Annotated in this window: 20 protein-coding genes and 1 other RNA gene; 3 read left to right on the top strand and 18 right to left on the bottom strand. The window is 36.3% G+C overall.

The genetic code is table 11. From position 1 onward, the window contains the following. Window positions 1-66: 66 nt before the first annotated feature. The 14 genes from rsmI to ffs form a co-directional block, all read right to left on the bottom strand. A complete protein-coding gene (gene rsmI / locus CAR_RS01325) occupies window positions 67-945 on the bottom strand; it encodes a 16S rRNA (cytidine(1402)-2'-O)-methyltransferase (protein WP_013709935.1) in 879 nt (292 codons plus the stop codon). Then, window positions 923-1,279 (bottom strand): GIY-YIG nuclease family protein, encoded by a 357-nt coding sequence (locus CAR_RS01320; RefSeq protein ID WP_013709934.1) that lies wholly within the window; start codon window positions 1,277-1,279, stop codon window positions 923-925. The genes rsmI and CAR_RS01320 overlap by 23 nt, the downstream gene beginning before the upstream one ends. Next, window positions 1,266-2,042 carry a tRNA1(Val) (adenine(37)-N6)-methyltransferase gene (locus CAR_RS01315; protein ID WP_013709933.1) on the bottom strand — a complete coding sequence of 259 codons (777 nt, stop codon included), beginning with the start codon at window positions 2,040-2,042 and terminating at the stop codon, window positions 1,266-1,268. The genes CAR_RS01320 and CAR_RS01315 overlap by 14 nt, the downstream gene beginning before the upstream one ends. A gap of 66 nt (window positions 2,043-2,108) precedes the next feature. Beyond that, window positions 2,109-3,095: an NAD(P)H-quinone oxidoreductase gene (locus tag CAR_RS01310; RefSeq protein ID WP_013709932.1), complete on the bottom strand. Its 987-nt coding sequence runs from the start codon at window positions 3,093-3,095 to the stop codon at window positions 2,109-2,111. Window positions 3,096-3,283: 188 nt separating this feature from the next. Then, entirely contained in the window at window positions 3,284-3,628 is a 345-nt protein-coding gene (locus CAR_RS01305; RefSeq protein WP_013709931.1) for an initiation-control protein YabA, read from the bottom strand. A gap of 53 nt (window positions 3,629-3,681) precedes the next feature. Further along, window positions 3,682-4,668, bottom strand: coding sequence for a DNA polymerase III subunit delta' (gene holB, locus CAR_RS01300; RefSeq protein ID WP_013709930.1), 987 nt, complete (start codon window positions 4,666-4,668; stop codon window positions 3,682-3,684). Window positions 4,669-4,680: 12 nt separating this feature from the next. Then, the gene (locus tag CAR_RS01295; RefSeq protein WP_013709929.1) at window positions 4,681-5,010 is read right to left on the bottom strand and encodes a cyclic-di-AMP receptor; all 330 of its coding nucleotides are present in this window, start codon (window positions 5,008-5,010) and stop codon (window positions 4,681-4,683) included. 20 nt (window positions 5,011-5,030) lie between these two features. Continuing rightward, a complete protein-coding gene (gene tmk / locus CAR_RS01290; protein ID WP_013709928.1) occupies window positions 5,031-5,666 on the bottom strand; it encodes a dTMP kinase in 636 nt (211 codons plus the stop codon). Window positions 5,667-5,769: 103 nt separating this feature from the next. Further along, a complete protein-coding gene (locus tag CAR_RS01285; RefSeq protein WP_013709927.1) occupies window positions 5,770-7,200 on the bottom strand; it encodes an aminotransferase class I/II-fold pyridoxal phosphate-dependent enzyme in 1,431 nt (476 codons plus the stop codon). 23 nt (window positions 7,201-7,223) lie between these two features. Further along, window positions 7,224-7,463 (bottom strand): YaaL family protein, encoded by a 240-nt coding sequence (locus CAR_RS01280; RefSeq protein ID WP_013709926.1) that lies wholly within the window; start codon window positions 7,461-7,463, stop codon window positions 7,224-7,226. 27 nt (window positions 7,464-7,490) lie between these two features. Beyond that, window positions 7,491-8,087, bottom strand: coding sequence for a recombination mediator RecR (recR, locus tag CAR_RS01275; RefSeq protein ID WP_013709925.1), 597 nt, complete (start codon window positions 8,085-8,087; stop codon window positions 7,491-7,493). Window positions 8,088-8,188: 101 nt separating this feature from the next. Further along, window positions 8,189-8,500 carry a YbaB/EbfC family nucleoid-associated protein gene (locus CAR_RS01270; protein ID WP_013709924.1) on the bottom strand — a complete coding sequence of 104 codons (312 nt, stop codon included), beginning with the start codon at window positions 8,498-8,500 and terminating at the stop codon, window positions 8,189-8,191. 28 nt (window positions 8,501-8,528) lie between these two features. Continuing rightward, window positions 8,529-10,346, bottom strand: a complete 1,818-nt coding sequence (dnaX, locus tag CAR_RS01265) for a DNA polymerase III subunit gamma/tau (protein WP_013709923.1) — start codon at window positions 10,344-10,346, stop codon at window positions 8,529-8,531. A gap of 195 nt (window positions 10,347-10,541) precedes the next feature. Further along, an RNA gene (gene ffs / locus CAR_RS12875) (signal recognition particle sRNA small type) lies at window positions 10,542-10,628 on the bottom strand. 276 nt (window positions 10,629-10,904) lie between these two features. Here ffs and CAR_RS01260 point away from each other — a divergent pair. Together CAR_RS01260 and CAR_RS01255 are read left to right on the top strand one after the other, a co-directional pair. Then, window positions 10,905-11,654, top strand: a complete 750-nt coding sequence (locus tag CAR_RS01260) for an ABC transporter ATP-binding protein (protein WP_041556059.1) — start codon at window positions 10,905-10,907, stop codon at window positions 11,652-11,654. Continuing rightward, window positions 11,647-12,396, top strand: coding sequence for an ABC transporter permease (locus tag CAR_RS01255; protein WP_148229378.1), 750 nt, complete (start codon window positions 11,647-11,649; stop codon window positions 12,394-12,396). The genes CAR_RS01260 and CAR_RS01255 overlap by 8 nt, the downstream gene beginning before the upstream one ends. A 74-nt stretch (window positions 12,397-12,470) precedes the next feature. Here CAR_RS01255 and CAR_RS01250 read toward each other — a convergent pair whose 3' ends face one another. The 3 genes from CAR_RS01250 to CAR_RS01240 all read right to left on the bottom strand — a co-directional run bounded on the left by CAR_RS01250 (window position 12,471) and on the right by CAR_RS01240 (window position 14,650). Then, window positions 12,471-13,445, bottom strand: a complete 975-nt coding sequence (locus CAR_RS01250; RefSeq protein ID WP_041556058.1) for an ABC transporter substrate-binding protein — start codon at window positions 13,443-13,445, stop codon at window positions 12,471-12,473. Continuing rightward, window positions 13,442-14,200, bottom strand: a complete 759-nt coding sequence (locus tag CAR_RS01245) for a polysaccharide deacetylase family protein (protein WP_013709919.1) — start codon at window positions 14,198-14,200, stop codon at window positions 13,442-13,444. Before CAR_RS01245 ends, CAR_RS01250 begins: the two co-directional genes overlap by 4 nt. Before the next feature lie 177 nt (window positions 14,201-14,377). After that, the gene (locus CAR_RS01240; protein ID WP_013709918.1) at window positions 14,378-14,650 is read right to left on the bottom strand and encodes a hypothetical protein; all 273 of its coding nucleotides are present in this window, start codon (window positions 14,648-14,650) and stop codon (window positions 14,378-14,380) included. Window positions 14,651-14,920: 270 nt separating this feature from the next. On the opposite strand from CAR_RS01240, the gene alr reads away from it, so the two are divergent. Then, the gene (gene alr, locus CAR_RS01235) at window positions 14,921-16,093 is read left to right on the top strand and encodes an alanine racemase (RefSeq protein ID WP_013709917.1); all 1,173 of its coding nucleotides are present in this window, start codon (window positions 14,921-14,923) and stop codon (window positions 16,091-16,093) included. Window positions 16,094-16,156: 63 nt separating this feature from the next. On the opposite strand, the gene CAR_RS01230 is transcribed toward alr, so the two are convergent. Beyond that, a complete protein-coding gene (locus tag CAR_RS01230) occupies window positions 16,157-16,675 on the bottom strand; it encodes a GrpB family protein (protein ID WP_013709916.1) in 519 nt (172 codons plus the stop codon). Between the last annotated feature and the right edge of the window lie 35 nt (window positions 16,676-16,710).

The following is a 16,710-nucleotide window of genomic DNA, read 5'->3' as shown; positions in this document are numbered from 1 at the left end:
TTGCTCTCCTCTGGAAGACTATTCCACGAAGAGGGCAAATGCTTTTTAAAAATTATTTTTAGAAATCTAAAATTCATGAAAAGCTGCATAAACTTCTTGTTTTTTTAACCCTCGTAATTTAGCAACTTCTTTAATGGCATCTTTACTAGTAAAGTCCCTATCGTTTATCATTGCATCAACATGCTCCTTTAGCGACAAAGATTCCCAACTAGTGTCTTCTTCTGCTAAAAGAGTCCCTTCACTATTGCCTTCAATAATCAAACAAAATTCGCCTCTAATTTCATTCGTCATGGACCATTCAATCGCTTCTTCAATCGTTCCTCTTATAAATTCTTCATAGCGTTTCGTTAATTCACGGCAACAAACAATGCGGCGATTCATTCCAAAAACGGTTGACATGTTTTTCAAAACTTCTTTTAAACGGTGTGGCGATTCGTATAAAATAATCGTTTCAGGTCGATGATTCAACTCTTCTAAAGCAACGAGTTGATCTTTTTTCTTACGCGGTAGAAAGCCAAAGAAATAAAACGGCTGAGGGCTTATTCCAGAAGCAATCAATGCTGTTAGTCCAGCATTTGCTCCAGGCAAAGGAATAACTGGAATACCAGCTTGGATACACGCTACCACTAATTCATGACCGGGATCACTAATAGAAGGCATTCCCGCATCACTTACTTGCGCAATCGTCATCCCCGTTTCTAATTTTTCAATCAGTTGATGAATTCTTTCTTGTGTATTATGCTCATGAAAACTGATTTGAGGTGTTTTTATTTCATAGTGATTTAACAGCTTTTGTGTTGTACGTGTATCTTCAGACGCAATCAAATCTACTTCTTTTAACAATCTTACCCCTCTAAAAGTCATATCTTCCAAATTGCCAATAGGCGTAGGGATAAGGTATAAACTTCCGCCTTGAGATTGCTCAAAACTCTTTTGACTCTGCATTTTTTTCACCTTCCTTTATGTTCATTTGCTCCATATTTAATAAACAAGGATTCGCTAATTCGATGGGAAATATAATTCCTTGATTGGTCAAATAAGTGAGTTTATTTTTTCGAGTTTGTTTTTTAAAAGCATATTCTGCTTTTGTCGCTTCACTTCTAGAACAGTACCCTTCTGCATAAATCATTTTTACCGGTCTTCTCGTTTGCGGCTTAGTATACTTAGCGCCAATACCTTGATTATGTTCTAATTCTCTTCTCTCAAGATCTGTAGTATATCCGCCATACAAACTTCCATCTTGACAATATAAGACATAAAAATAACTAACGGATTCCATGCAGCATCGCACTCACTTCTGGTAGATAATTGTTGTCCTCACCATATACAAATAATGGTGGTAAAACACGAAATCCTGTATCTTTCCCATCTTTTATCCCTTCAATCAATAACGTGTTAGCTTCTTTTCCAACTTTAGGGTAAACCAAACGCATCTTTTTGGGGGCAATCCGGTGTTTTTTCATGGTTTCCAAGATTTCAATTAACCGATCTGGACGATGAACAAAGTAAGCTTTTCCATTCATTTTTAATAAGTCACTCGATACTTTCATAACCTCATCTAAGTTTGTATGCAACTCATGTCTGGCAATAGCTAAATGAGAATTAGGATTTTTTATGCTTTTTTCTCCCACAGCAAAGTACGGCGGGTTACACGTTAAGGTATCTACAGTGTCTTTTTGTATCCACTTGGACGCTTCACTTAAATCTCCATGTATAATAGAAACTTGGTGTTCTAATTCATTTAATTGGATGGTTCTTTTTGCCATCCCAACCAATCTTTCTTGTATTTCAATTCCAACAATCGGACTACTCGTTTTTTGACTGAGCAACAAGCCAACAACTCCATTGCCTGCACATAAATCAACAACTTTGGCACGATTGTGTTTAGCAGGTTGAGCAAAATCTGCTAACAATACTGCATCTAATGAAAATGAAAAGACTGATGGGCTCTGGATGATGGATAAGTTATGACTGAGCAACTGATCCATCCGTTCATCACCTTGTAACCACTGATTCACTATGACACTTCCTTCAATTATCATCGTTTTGACTGTAAAGTATGGAGTATTCCTTATTTGGTTTTAAGTAATCTCCTATTTACGATTCATCTATTTTTCAATTTTTAAAATGATTTTCCCTGTGTTTTTACTTTCTTCCATATAGCGATGAGCTTTGGCTACATCCTCAAGCATAAAAGCAGTATCTACAATAGGTTTGATTACTTTTTTTTCAAAATAAGGCATAACATTTTCAATAAATTCATTGGTTAAGCGAGCTTTATAATCATCACTTCTAGGTGTTAACAACGTACCTTTTAATGTAATTCGTTTTTGCAATACTTTACCCAAATTGACATTTTCAACTATTGCTCCACCTAATACCCCAATAACGATCCAACGTCCATCGATTTTTATACTGTTTAAATTTTTTTCCCAGTATGAAGCACCGATGAAATCTAGTATCAAATCAACACCTTTTTGTTCAGTGTAGTCTAGTATGATTTGGTCAAACTCTTCTTCTTTATAATTGATTAGTTTATCTGCACCCAGTTCTTTGCAAAATTGCAATTTCTCGTCTGAACCTGCAGTAACAATTACCCGTGCTTTTGTCACTTTTTTTGCCATTTGAATAGCCGCTGTTCCTACACCACTTGCTCCTGCATGAATCAAAACCGTTTCTTCTGGTTTTAAATTACCTAACCAATAAAGGGTTTGATAGGCAGTTAGAAAAACTTCTGGAATAGCAGCTGCGTCTTCATAGTTCATGTTATCCGGTATAACAATGGCACGATTTGAAGGCATTACTACATATTCTGCATAACCACCATGGTTCACTAGTCCTGCAACGCGTGTTCCAGGAACCAATTCTTTATTTGCAGTACTACTATTTTCAACTACAACTCCTGCAACTTCTACTCCTAATATTGGATAAGGCTTAGTCAATTGCTTATTCTCACGTGTCATGATATCGGTTCTATTTATAGCACTTGCTTTAACTTTAACTAACAGCTGGCCTTGTTTGGCTTCTGGAATTAATTTTTCTTGAATTTCTAATACTTCACTACCACCTGGATTTTTAATGGATACAGCTTTCATTATATGCATTTCCTCCTTAGTTTTTAGCTAATTTCACTATAACATGCAGCAGTTATCTTTTCTATGAACCTTCTTTAACTACCCATTCGCTAAACTAATGGCTTCATTATCGAAATGGGAGGATAAACACAAAAAACTTGTAGCCATTTCATCCATACGGTTACAAGTTTTTTTTATTCAGTTCGCGGTTATCTTCTTTCACCATAAATAACATCTAAACAAAAGGCGCAAGGCTCATCATTTACTCTTCTTGAACCATAAAATACATTACACACATGAAATCCATCTTCATATAACTTTTCAAGATTTAAACGCGATTTACTCATTTCTGGTTCCACAACTTCCTCGTCTGATCGTTGCAACTTTTCAAGATCACTTAACCGGTCTCTCAAGTGTTGATTTTCAATGCGAAGAGTAGCATTTTCTTCGACCAATGTTTCAACCTCTTTTTTGATTTTAGAAATTTGATGGAGTGTAGCATCCGTATCAAGTTCTATTTGAGTAAAACTATCATATAAAGTTTTTTTGTCCATCCATTTTCACCCACTCTTTGCTATGATCATCGTTTTAGTCATCTTTATGCCTTTTACTTCATTAATTGTAAGACCAGCTGTTCGAAAACACCTTGAGCATTAACATTACTCTCTAGTTTTTTGCGACTGAGTAAGACTGCTTCAATAGCTTGCACAACGGCTTTACTTGAATACTCTGTTTTAATGTGATCCAGTTCTTTTTGGTAACGTGCGTATGCTAATACATCAACTGTACCATAATGGAGCATCAATATGTCTCGATAGGCTAACAAAATTAAATCCACTAACCTTCGATGTGCATCGCGATCTTTAAAATGAGGCATGATCGTTGTTTGTACGTAAACAAAACTTTGATTATCTTTATTTGTAATTAGTGTAAACCATTTCCAAATAATCGTTTTAGCTTCTTGAAACCATTCGTCTCCATTTAGTTCAATAGCTTCTTCTACACTATTAGTCAATTGCACTAACAATGAAGCTTGATTAACTGAAAGTCCTCTAGTTTCAAGTTCAGCCATCAATTTCTTTTTAGTTAAAGATTGAAAATGAACCAACTGACATCTCGATAAAATAGTTGGAAGTATGCGGTTCTTAGCAGTTGTCAATAAAAATGCTACGGCGCTGCCTTCCGGTTCTTCTAAAAATTTGAGCAAACTATTCGCAGCCCCTGGAGTCATCTTTTCAACATCTTCAACAATGAAGATCTTCTGTTGACTTTCTACACCGCTTTTTGAAAACTCCGCTTTTAAATTACGAACTTGTTCTACTTTTATAGATAAGCCCTCTGGCACAATTTCTATCACATCTGGATGTTGGTGTTCAAAGACGCGTCGACAGTTTTGGCAGTTTTCACATGGGAGATTTCCAGAGCTCTCTTTGCAAAGTAAACTAGCTGCTAACCACAAACTCATCTCTTTTTTTCCGGTTCCTGAAACGCCTTCAAAAAGGTACGCATGAGCTAATTGTTTTTGCTGTACCGTTTTTTTGAATTGCTTGAGTAATAAAGGCTGTAGCCAAATTAATTTTTCTTCGATTTTCATCACGACCCGGATTTAAAATTGTTGAAATTGATCAACTGGTAATACAAAGACAGTAGCTCCACCGACTTGAACTTCCACTGGATAAGGCATATTTGTTTCCATTGAAACATCTAAACTGACAGGAGGAGTCATAAATTGTTCTCTAGATTGACAATTTTTACGAATAAGATCTAACACCTCGTCTACACGTTCTTCCTCAATACCTATAATAAAAGTTGTGTTTCCTGCTTTTAAAAAGCCACCAGTTGTTGAAAGTTTGGTTGCACGTATGCCTGCATCTACAAATTCATTAGACAAGCGTCCTCCGTCTTTATCTTGAACTATCGCTAATATTAATTTCATCGCAAATCAACCCCTCTTTTTTATACTCTTAGTTTCTCAATAATAACTTGGTAACATTGTTCAACGACTGTTTCTAAATCTTGGCTTGCATCAATTTGAACAATTCTCTCAGTATGCTCGTTTGCAATCTTTAAATAAGCAGATCGAACTTTTTCATGAAACTCCAGTGTCTCTTGATCCAAACGATCAAATTGGCGATTCTCTTTATTCAGATTAATCCGTTCTAAACCCGCATGAGCTTCAATATCTAAGTAAAGCGTTAAGTCAGGAGAAAGATTTTCTGTTGCAAATTGGTTTATTTCAGCTACCTCAGAGATCCCAATACCACGAGCGACTCCTTGATAAGCCAATGAACTATCTACAAAACGATCACAAACCACGACTTTTCCGGCTTTTAGAGCTGGAATAATTTTTTCAACTAAATGCTGCCTTCTACCGGCTGCATACAATAATGCCTCTGTACGTATATCCATTTCAGTATTCGTTGGATTTAAAATAAGTTCACGAATTTCTTCGGCGATCCGACTTCCGCCAGGTTCTCTTGTTGCAACAATATCTTGTTGAACTGCTTTTACCAACATTGGAATCAGTTTCTTTATAACGCTGGTTTTTCCTGCACCATCGGGACCTTCAATTGTAATAAATGTTCCTTTCACTATTCTAAGCCCCTAACTTCTTAATTTAGCTTTATAGCTACTTTCATTATACTGTATCTATGGCTGACAGTCTAATAGCTTTTCTTTATTGCTCCCAATAGAATCAGTCATTTTCAGAAAAAACAGTGAGTTCCATTTTATTTCCGAGTCCAACAACTCTCATTGACTGCTTGACAAAATGGTTTAATTGTCTGATCTGCTCGATCGTGATTCTTTCCCCTTTTAAGACAAGTGGAATCCCTGGTGGATAGGGCGTTATATTTTGTGCAGCAATTTGCCCTTCGGCATCTGCTAAAAGAATACGTTTCATCCTACTACTATTTTGACTCTGATAACTCAAATCTAGCTCCGTATAAGATGCAATTGAAAAATTTGTTTCTTCATTTTCAATCTCCTTAATTTCTAGATGCTCAGGCAATTGTATACAGAAAGGCTCTCTTACTTCAGTCGTTTGTTTCAATAACGGAAAAGTGAGCAACACTGTAAAGTGATCTGCCTTTTCACTAAAAATACCTTGTTTTTCTAATTGTGCGGCTAGTACTTCGCCACTATGATTCCCCCAAGATACCCTTACTTTCAGTGGATCGCTACTCTGAAAACTCTTCAGACCAGCCTTCTCAAATTGAATTTTCCACAAATCACGATACGCTAAAGTAGCGTTCAAGTCGTTTTCATTAAAACAGGCTAGGAAGTAGCGTGCGTATTCTAATGAGAGCATCAATGGATAAGAAGGACTGCTCGATTGAAAAACATGCAAATAATGTTCAATTTTGTGTTTTATAAGAGAGGATACTTGATGTCCAAGATGCAGATAAGCTGTTTGTGTAAGGGAAGGTAACATCTTATGAGCCGACTGTACCACTACATCTGCTCCTAGATCTAATGCTGAAACAGGAAATGGTTCTCCTAGTGTAAAGTGGGGCCCATGAGCTTCGTCTACTAAAACGAAGCACTTTCTTTTTCTTGCATAGGCAATTAACTCCTCAAGAGGATAAACCATTCCATCATATGTAGGATAGGTAACAATTAATGCCGTTACAGATGGATAGTTTTCAAAAGCTTCTTCCAACCTTGCTAAGGTAATCCCTAGAGGCGTTTCATCTAATTCTGTCAGTTCAGGTGTTAAAAAAATTGGACGCAATTCTGCCAATTCTAATGCATGTATAACAGATTGATGGCAACTTCGATCAACAAATACTTGATCTCCCTTAGTTGTTGATCCCATAATCATTGCTAAATTACCCACAGTCGAGCCATTGATCAAATAATAGCTTTTCTTGCTACCATATAGTTCACCTAACAAATCCTGACTTTCTTTTAGAGCGCCAACTGGTTCATGCAAATAATCCAATTCTGAAACTTCAGTTTGGTCAAAAGAAAGCATAGTATGAAAAGAGGTTAATTGTTCATCCCAGTTCACACCATTCTTATGTCCAGGTACATGGAATGAAACCTTTTCCTTTTTTCTATGTTGATTTAAAACTTCAAACAGAGGGCGACGATGCTGGTTTTCATCGTTAGTTTTCTTGTTCATCCTCGCTCCTCCTTATTTTTTGTTTACTTAAGGGATTCTAAAGTAGATGTGTCGCCTTTAATGTGTCTTGTTTTTGCTTCTTTGAATAAATAGAAATACTTCGCTTTAGCTAATTTGGTTTGAGCAAACAATAAACTGTCTTTTTCAATAACGGAATGCTCAATTCTTTTAGCATATTCCCATTTCCCTTTTGTTTCCGTCATCAATTTTAGCAAGGCTGCATCGTACTCTCTTCGTAATGCGTATTTTTTCTTAAATAGCATTTTTTTAGCCTCCTTCCTAAATCCTGTTTAAAGTTCTCTACGCCCTTCCACTGCTTTCAGCAATGTAATTTCATCGGCATACTCGATATCGCTTCCCACTGAAAGCCCGTGAGCTAATCGTGTTACTTTGATTCCAGCTGGTTTGATTAATCTTGATAAATACATCGCTGTAGCTTCACCTTCAGCAGATGCGTTCGTTGCAATGATCACTTCATTTATTTCGTCAGACTGCAATCTCTTGATCAAACTTGGTATATTGATATCTTCTGGACCGGTTCCTTCTATTGGAGAAAGAACGCCATGTAAAACATGGTACAGTCCATGATATTCACGCATTTTTTCTAATGCCATGACATCTTTTGGATCTTCTACCACTAAAACTGTACTTCTGTCACGCGATTTATCTTGGCATATTTGACAGGGATCATCTTCGGTAATTTGGCCGCAATTGGAGCAATAATGCAAATCTCTTTTCGCACTAATCAATGATTTAGCAAAATCTGTTACATCTTCTTCACGCATATCAATAGTGAAAAAGGCTAATCGAGCAGCTGTTTTTGCTCCAATTCCAGGTAGTTTCATATAACTGTCCATTAATTTTGATATCGGTTCTGGATATTGCATAGTCATTTCCTTTCTTAATCCTTTAGACGTACTTTATAGGATTCAAAAAACGGGACCCACAAGGAATCCCATTTTGATTATTATCTGTTTGGTTCATTATTTTAAAGTCCGGGAATCCCTTTAGTGTATTTCCCCATAGTAGCTTGTGTTTCTACTTCTACTTTTTCTAAAGCATCATTTGTTGCCAATATAATCAAGTCTTGCAACATCTCAATATCTTCAGGATCCACTGCTTCAGGTTTAATAGAGATGTCTTTCATTTTCTTTTCTCCTGTTAACGTTACTGTTACCAAGTCTCCATTAGATGTCCCCATAAATTCTTTTGCATTTAAATCTTCTTGAGCTTTAGCCATATCTTTTTGCATTTTTTGCATTTGCTTCATCATACCTTGCATATTTCCCATTCCGCGCATTTTATTCTTCCTCTCAATTGGTTATTTTTTAATCATTTTTCACTTCAACTATTTCTTCTCCAAACAACTGCATGGCTTCCGTAACAATCGTTTCCTCTTCATCAGGCTCAGGTAAAATCGACTCTAAACTATTCAAGTTTTCTTGCTCAAAATCAGAGGCTGTTTGGGTAGGCTTTTTAGTAGCAGGAGAATCGACTTTATCGGCTGGACGATTCTTCAACAACTCTTTATTTTGCTTTAAGAATTGTTCTCGAATAACGGGCCATTGTTCTGATGGAACACAGATCATTTGTGGAGAGTAGCCCACTAACCGTCTTAAATCTTCACTCACGGCTTCTAGCAATTCATTATCGTTAGTGGCCTTTTGACACAAAATATCATATTCAAATGAAACAATCAAGCCATTAGGACTCGCGGCAACTGGTGTAGAAGCTTTCATGATGGCTCTTTGAGTAACAGAAAGCATATTTAACAAATCAGGCCAAATATCAATCAACTGTGCTAAATTTTCTTTTGTGGCTTCACTCAACACTTTGTAGATAATTGTCGTATTTGTTTTAAACTGATTATTTCCAGGTTTAGCCGTCGCTTTAGCCGCTTTCTTGGCCGGTTGAGGCGTACTGCCATTCTTAGCCAGTTCTTTAAGTTGTTTCCTCATTTGACTGAGCTCTTTTTCCATATCTATCATTTTTTGTTGCTCAACTTGCCCGAGTTCATTGCCATTTGATTTTTCAACCAAGGCACTAATTGGTGCTTTAATGTCCGTTAACTGGGTCAATTTTACCGTAGCAACTTCTAAATAGACTTCTGCATGGTTTGTAAACCGTATCTCTTGTTGGGTATCATTTAAAAGCTCAATCACTTTATACAGCTGTTGAGCTGTGATCGTTTGACTAAGGCTTTTAAATCCTTCGTCAACATTTGCGCCTTCCAATAAATCTGTCATTTGAGGAGCTTGTTGGTAAACCAATAAATCTCGACTAAATAGAATCAAATCTTCTACAAAACGACTGGCGTCTTTTCCTTCTGCTAAGATACTTTGCAAAAGAGACAATCCTTTTTCAGTATTGTGTTGAATAATAGAATCGAAATAATCTAAAACCAGTTCTTGCGTTAAACTTCCAGTAACACTCATTGCATTTTCAACGGTTACTGAATCGTCTCCATATGAGATAGCTTGGTCTAGTATGCTCAATGCATCTCGCATACCACCCTCAGCAGCTCTAGCAATAACGGTTAAAGCCTCTTCTTGATACTCTATTTTTTCTTGGCCCAAGATATACGCCATGCGTTCGCAACTGTCTCGAACACTGATCCGTTTGAAATCAAAGCGCTGTGTTCGAGAAATAATGGTTAGTGGAATTTTATGAGGCTCTGTTGTAGCTAAAATAAAAATAACATTTTTAGGCGGTTCTTCTAATGTTTTTAATAAAGCATTAAAAGCTCCAGTGGTTAACATGTGGACTTCATCAATAATGTAAACCTTATATTCTGCACTAGTGGGAGCATATTTAGCTTTATCCCGAATGTCTCGGATTTCTTCTACTCCATTGTTGCTGGCCGCATCAATCTCAATCACATCATTTAACTGACCTTGAGTAATAGACTGGCACATTTCACACTCATTACAAGGCTCGCCATCTTTTAAGTTAGGACAATTAATCGCCTTAGCAAAGATCTTTGCTGCACTCGTTTTTCCTGTTCCACGTGGCCCAGTAAAGAGATAAGCATGACTTGTTTTCTCTTGTGCTAAAGCATTTCTTAACGTTTGTGTAATGGCTTTTTGCCCAGCAATATCTTGAAACCTTTGTGGACGCCATACTCGATAAAGTGCTTGATAACTCATGCATTTCTCCCTTTCTTGAACCGTTCTTCATTACTCTTTATTATACGTTATTTGAGGGGAAATTTAAACAACTAGACAGAGACTCTTTTTAGTTTCGCTAATCATTTGTCTATTGCATTGCCTTTGCTTAAAAATTTAGTCGCTAAAAAAAAAGAAACCGTTGATTATATAATCAACGGTTTCTTTTTTTGTTCTATGTACGAACGGCACATGACGAAACATCCTTAGTGCTGCTTCCTTCCGGATCTGACACGATTCGAAAGTTCGTCATTGCCATACGGCCTTGCGGCATTTCTTATTATAAAGGAATATCAAATGAAAAGCCAGTGTTTTTTTCAATTTAGTAATCACCGTTTTCAAAACCTAATTTTCTGAATTTTTCAAACTAGAAGAAAAGCTTTTATCTCGCTTCTACTTTAAAAATTCTTATTTTATCCAGCTATTGATTAGATAACTATTTTTATAGCTAATGTAAACCTTTTATATCTTTAAAAGTCGTTTGTATCTTGAGACTAAAACTTTTATAATTGAATGAACGTATGTTATGGAGGTAAAGGAATGACTAGAAACGCTATTTTTGTGAATAAACTAACTTGTTCGTTTGAAGATAAACTTGTCTTGAATGATATCTCTTTTGTCGTGCCATCCAACTCAACTTGTGTAATCATTGGCCCCTCTGGCTGTGGTAAAACAACTCTTCTACATACCCTGGCTGGATTTGTTAAACCTATCAGTGGAGAGTTAAGAATGAATGATGTTCCAGTAACGGATTTTCCTAAACAGACTGGAATGATACTTCAAGAGTACGCTTTGCTTCCATGGTGCACCGTTTTTGATAATGTCGCCCTAGGTCTAAAAATAGCCCATCACAATCCAGAAAGAATTAAAGAAAAGACAAATCAAGTTTTAAGAGAATTAGGTATTTTAAGTTTAGGGCAGCGCTACCCTTCTCAAATAAGTGGCGGTCAAAAGCAGCGTGTAGCAATTGCACGAAGTTTAAGTTTAAATCCTGAGATTCTTCTTTTAGATGAAGCAACTTCGGCTTTAGATGCAATGACCAAAGAACAATTGCAGGATATGCTTTTATCCATTCATCAAACAAAAAAAACAACTCTTTTGCAAGTAACCCATTCTATCGAGGAAGCCGTATTTTTAGGAGAGCAGATCATTGTTATGAATCAAGGCGGAATACACGACATCATCCAAAATCCTTTGTTTGGAGTTGAAAACAGTCGTAAAAAAACAGCTTTTTATGACATGTGTTTAATGGTTAGAGGAAGTTTAGAAAGTGGGACGCAACATGAATAAACAGATGAAAATGCCTTTAGATACTTTTATTGGCTTGATAGGATTATTTTTGGTTTGGGAGTGTCTCTATTATGTCGTGGCACATCCAGTTATTCCAAACCCAATCAAAACCATATACTTATTTATCCAATTATTCCCGGTTCTCCTTCCTCATATCTTCAGCAGCTTGTTTCGTATCTTATCGGCTATTCTTATTTCTATTTTGATTGGTGTGCCTCTAGGTATTTGGATTGGAGCCAGCAAATGGGCTAATAAATTGTTGTCTCCTTTGCTGTATCTCATTTATCCCATACCAAAAGTCGCATTTTTACCAGTCTTTATGTTGCTGTTTGGTCTAGGTGATGCTTCAAAAATTAGTCTAGTTGTCTGGATTATTGTTTTTCAATTGATTCTATCCGTACGCGATGGCATCAAACAAATTGATCCATCTTATTATCAAGTCCTGCGTATGATGCATGCGAGTAAATGGCAAACCTTTATCTATCTTCTCTACCCAGCTATTCTTCCTCAAATTATCAGTGGGTTACGTGTCTGTATTGGAATTGCGGTAGCCTCACTATTTTTTGCAGAAAATTATGCTACCCAATATGGTCTTGGTTATTACATCATGAATGCTTGGTCTGTTATTGACTATCCGCAAATGTTTTGCGGTATATTGGCGCTTTGTTTACTTGGATTTTTATTGTTCAAACTGATTGATCTTCTAGAACGATTTTTAACCCCTTGGAACAAATCAGCTTGATTGATCATAGTCTAAAAAAATAACTCAATTTGAATGATTCTCTTTAACAGAGCCATTCAAATTGAGTTATTTCGCTACTTATTCAGCATGGAAAAATCGGTCAATTCTTCATACGTATACTCTTTACTAATCATTTCTTTTTCTTTTGTCCACTCTTCAATACTATTATATTGTTCTTCAGTAACCGTCGTTGCTTTAGTATAGCCATCTTCTTTATTGGACAAATAATCTCCCATTTCTTTAGGGAAGTTATACTCGTTTAAAACAGTGCTGTATTCAGCCGGATCAGTTGAGTTAATATACTCGACCGCTTTGTCATAGGCACGATAGAAAGCAGCAATGTCATCAGTTTTTTCTTCGATACTCTCCGCACTAAACAAAATCGTTCCACCTTTTATTCCATACTCTGATGAACTTGCCAATACATGAGCCCCATTTACTTTAAGTGCTGTAGCTTGAGGTTCAGTGAATATAACCGAATCAATTTGATTCTCAAGTAATGCTTCGTATCTTGCAGGGATAGACGGGATAGACACTACTTCATAACCAATTTTATTTTCAGCAGCTATTTCATCCATAATGTATTCTAGTAGAAGTTTAGGGATTAATGAAACGTTTTCACCATCTAATTGTTTGATATCTGTAATTCCTGAATCAGGTGAAGACAACAATTTAAATTCCTCATTGATATCTGATGTAATCGTTAAATCGATTCCGCCTTCCCGAAATGAAAGAGCCGTCATCACATCTGCAATCATCCCATCCAGTTCACCAGATTGAGCAGCTGCATTACGATCATTTGGTGAATTAAACGCTGTAATATCCACAGCTACTTGTTCATCTTCAAAATAACCATTTTCTTTTGCTAATATAATTGGAATAGCCGATTCTGCTGGCAATGTACCAAATCTAAGTGGTTCATTTGAACTTTCTGAAGAACTTGTTTCACTATTTTCAACAGATTCGTTAGTATTTGAACAAGCCGCAAGTGCTAACACGCCTACCAATAATAGTAGCATTACTATGAACAGTCTAACCAATTTTTTCATTTTCTCGCTCCTCGTTCTATAATTGTTTTAAATTCTTCTAGTGTGCAGCCAAGAGTAACAGTATCCCGGTGCAATTCTAGCACTGGTGTATGTAATGTATTCACACCCGGAACAGTCGTAAACGCATACTTTATACCAGCTTCAATTAACCGTTCTATATCCTTAGGTGTATAAATGCCAAATGGATACGCAAATACATCTGGGCAAGTCACATACTCTCCACACGCCGCTAAATCTTTTTTCAATTCTTGTAGAGAGGTCGCTTGCATTTCGCTCGTACCATCAGGGTATCGCTTATGAAGATTGGTTGTGTGATTAGCCAATTCAACTACATCAAGCATCTCTTCAAGTTCTTGCTTACTCATAACTTTTGATACTGTGGGATCAAAAGGTTCTCTTTCATTTGATAACCAGCCCAACACGACAAAACTAACGGCATGAAATTGCAGTTCTTTTAAAATTGGGTATGCATACTGATATACTGACTGAAAAGCATCATCGATCGTTACCAAAATTGACTTTTCTGGAAGTTGAATTCCTTTTTCATAAAAGTCTTTTATTTCTTGAAGCGTTAAGGTATGGTAACCCCCACTTTTTAAATACATCATTTGTTCTTTAAAATCATCTATGTAACTGAAAAGTACTGTTGGTAAGGCATCTTGATAATATTGCTCAACGGAAATAGTTGAGGGACTTGTAACATCAATGTCACCTCGTTTTCGAAACTCATGATACATCAAAACTGTAAAACTCATGGCAGATTCTCCTTTTTTGTGAAATGATTCACTTGAATTAGTAAAAAATGAAACTTTTTTCCTTCATGAATCATACCATGTATTCAGAACTAAATTCATTAACTATTAAAAACATTTGAATAAAAAAGGCAGAACCAAGCTCTATTCGACGAATAAAGCTTGGTTCTGCCTTTGCCTTTAGTGTAAAAAGTGATTCACTTTACTCTTTTCACCTTCTATGTATTCTTCCTTTTCGTTTTGAATTCTTAAAGCTCCTTTGATCTCTAAATACAAAGTAATAGCATCGTAATTATCTGTATTGTATTTCTCTATTTCGCCTGTTCGAATTTCAAAAATTTGATCCATTTGGCTCAAAATAGCTATTAATAATTCGCTTTTTTTACTATGCTTTAGTTTCTTTGATTTAAGAATAGCTAAATAATTTTTCCGAAAATCTTGAATATTCCCCATGTAATTCACCCTATCTTTAAACAGTGATAATAGAATGCCTTTATTTATTCTAAAACAGCGTTCTTTACTTTATCAACCTATATTTAACACCTTCCATACTAGTATACCATGTATTTTGCTTACGCTTTTTTATTTTAGTCAATAATATAGTTTTTAAATAAACCATTCTTTTTCTTGTTATTGTCTTAAATTTATTTTTAAAGTACATTAATTTAATGTTAAGTGGTATCATTATAAAAAATGTACTAGATACTTTTAGGAAGTGAACTAATGAAAATAGGAAGCTCTAGAGAGACTTGGGCCGAGATATCTCTTGATAACGTAGAAAATAATATAAAAAATTTCAAAAAAATCCTCTCATCAAATACAGCTTTAATGGCTGTTGTAAAAGCTGATGGATATGGACATGGGGCAAAAGAGATTGCTGAAACGGCTATTGAAGCCGGGGCAACTTATTTGGCCGTAGCTTTTCTAGATGAAGCAGTGGTTTTACGAAAGGCCGGATTCTCCATTCCGATTTTAGTCCTTGGTTATACGAGTTTAGATACCGAAACCATAGAAAAAGCAATCGACTATGGTCTTACATTAACAGTGTACTCTAAAGAAGCTGTTGAAATCATTCAACAGTTAGCTGATCAAAAGAAAAAAGTTTGTCGCATTCATTTGAAAATTGATAGTGGAATGAATCGAATTGGCGTACGAACTGCAGAAGAAGCATTACAAATTGTAGCATCCATTACTTCAGATTATTTACTTTTGGAAGGTATTTTCACCCATTTTGCTGATGCTGACGCTATTGAATCTACCTTTGTTCACGAACAATTTGATCACTTTATGCATATCACTTCCAAAATTCAGGAGGCTGGATATACGATTTCCTTAAAACATTGCTGCAATACCGCAGCAACCATTGCTTTTCCTGAAATGCATCTGGACATGGTTCGAATTGGCATCGGGCTTTATGGTTTGTATCCAGAGCAACACTTGCAAGATCACATTGAGTTAAAACCCGCGATGACTTTTAAAACGAAGCCGATTTTAATCAAAAAAGTTCCAGCCGGACAAAGTGTTAGCTATGGACGAACCTATACCACGACAACGGATTCCATTATTGCTACTATTCCTGTAGGCTATGCAGATGGATTTTCAAGGGCCTTATCCAACAATGGGAATGTGACGATAGACGGGTATAAAGCGCCTATTGTCGGACGAGTATGTATGGATCAGACAATGGTAGACCTTACTGAAATTGACCCTGTCCATTTTGATAAAGAAATCGTTCTTTTTGGAGATTCTAAAGATAGCTGTATTTCCATTAGCGAAGTCGCTACACAAATGAATACGATTCATTACGAAGTGGCTTGTTTGGTAGGAAAAAGAGTACCTAGAGTTTACCTCAGTCACAATAAGATAATATCGGCTAATGGATTAGTAAAACCTTAACTAGCAATAGCCATAAAAATAAAAACCTAGTGCATACTGTTGATTCACAGTATGCGCTAGGTTTTATTTGGTGGTTTTATACCAGTGTAGGGCTAATTGTTCTATTTCTTTTACCACTGTCATCTTAGCCTCGATATAAGCAGCAATATCATTTGGATACTGTAACGCACTTTCTTTTTTTAACTGTCCATACCTTTGAGCTTCTTTAGGGTGCGCTCTTAAATAATCGCGAAAAGCTAAGTGCCGTATAATTTCTTGATTGCCTATTTGAAAAAGATGTACGTGATGGGTGCGGTAGTCGCCGCCTTTTTCAAAGTAACGTCTACCCGGCAAACCATTCTCACCCTTTACCACATATCCCAACTGTTCCATTTCTTCATTCAATGCATCTGTTCGATGCAAGTTATAAACTACAGGCATTAAATCAATAATCGGCTTTGCTGCTAATCCTGGAACAGCTGTACTGCCAATATGAAAAACCACATGGCTATTTTCTTGGAATAGTTGATGAAGAACTTTTTTCTCTTTTTCAAACAACAGTGGCCATTCTGTTTGATAGTCCAGTACCTCTACTTTTCTCATCTTCGCTCACCAGCCTGTAATTTAGTTCTCCAACA

Origin of the sequence: Carnobacterium sp. 17-4 (assembly GCF_000195575.1) — a bacterium.
In the GTDB taxonomy this organism is placed as follows: Bacteria; Bacillota; Bacilli; order Lactobacillales; family Carnobacteriaceae; genus Carnobacterium_B.
The sequence above is the reverse complement of the archived record's forward strand: the minus strand, read 5'-3'. Positions and strand labels throughout refer to the sequence as shown.

Excerpts from the sequence above, each read along its gene's own strand:
- CAR_RS01320 (WP_013709934.1), bottom strand. The coding sequence starts at position 1,279 with ATGGAATCCGTTAGTTATTTTTATGTCTTATATTGTCAAGATGGAAGT.
- CAR_RS01230 (WP_013709916.1), bottom strand. The coding sequence starts at position 16,675 with ATGAGAAAAGTAGAGGTACTGGACTATCAAACAGAATGGCCACTGTTG.
- recR (WP_013709925.1), bottom strand. The coding sequence starts at position 8,087 with ATGCAATATCCAGAACCGATATCAAAATTAATGGACAGTTATATGAAA.
- CAR_RS01270 (WP_013709924.1), bottom strand. The coding sequence starts at position 8,500 with ATGCGCGGAATGGGAAATATGCAAGGTATGATGAAGCAAATGCAAAAA.
- CAR_RS01295 (WP_013709929.1), bottom strand. The coding sequence starts at position 5,010 with ATGAAATTAATATTAGCGATAGTTCAAGATAAAGACGGAGGACGCTTG.
- holB (WP_013709930.1), bottom strand. The coding sequence starts at position 4,668 with ATGAAAATCGAAGAAAAATTAATTTGGCTACAGCCTTTATTACTCAAG.
- CAR_RS01250 (WP_041556058.1), bottom strand. The coding sequence starts at position 13,445 with ATGAAAAAATTGGTTAGACTGTTCATAGTAATGCTACTATTATTGGTA.
- CAR_RS01315 (WP_013709933.1), bottom strand. The coding sequence starts at position 2,042 with ATGATAATTGAAGGAAGTGTCATAGTGAATCAGTGGTTACAAGGTGAT.
- CAR_RS01240 (WP_013709918.1), bottom strand. The coding sequence starts at position 14,650 with ATGGGGAATATTCAAGATTTTCGGAAAAATTATTTAGCTATTCTTAAA.
- rsmI (WP_013709935.1), bottom strand. The coding sequence starts at position 945 with ATGCAGAGTCAAAAGAGTTTTGAGCAATCTCAAGGCGGAAGTTTATAC.
- alr (WP_013709917.1), top strand. The coding sequence starts at position 14,921 with ATGAAAATAGGAAGCTCTAGAGAGACTTGGGCCGAGATATCTCTTGAT.
- CAR_RS01310 (WP_013709932.1), bottom strand. The coding sequence starts at position 3,095 with ATGAAAGCTGTATCCATTAAAAATCCAGGTGGTAGTGAAGTATTAGAA.
- CAR_RS01285 (WP_013709927.1), bottom strand. The coding sequence starts at position 7,200 with ATGAACAAGAAAACTAACGATGAAAACCAGCATCGTCGCCCTCTGTTT.
- dnaX (WP_013709923.1), bottom strand. The coding sequence starts at position 10,346 with ATGAGTTATCAAGCACTTTATCGAGTATGGCGTCCACAAAGGTTTCAA.
- CAR_RS01255 (WP_148229378.1), top strand. The coding sequence starts at position 11,647 with ATGAATAAACAGATGAAAATGCCTTTAGATACTTTTATTGGCTTGATA.
- CAR_RS01305 (WP_013709931.1), bottom strand. The coding sequence starts at position 3,628 with ATGGACAAAAAAACTTTATATGATAGTTTTACTCAAATAGAACTTGAT.
- CAR_RS01245 (WP_013709919.1), bottom strand. The coding sequence starts at position 14,200 with ATGAGTTTTACAGTTTTGATGTATCATGAGTTTCGAAAACGAGGTGAC.
- CAR_RS01260 (WP_041556059.1), top strand. The coding sequence starts at position 10,905 with ATGACTAGAAACGCTATTTTTGTGAATAAACTAACTTGTTCGTTTGAA.
- CAR_RS01280 (WP_013709926.1), bottom strand. The coding sequence starts at position 7,463 with ATGCTATTTAAGAAAAAATACGCATTACGAAGAGAGTACGATGCAGCC.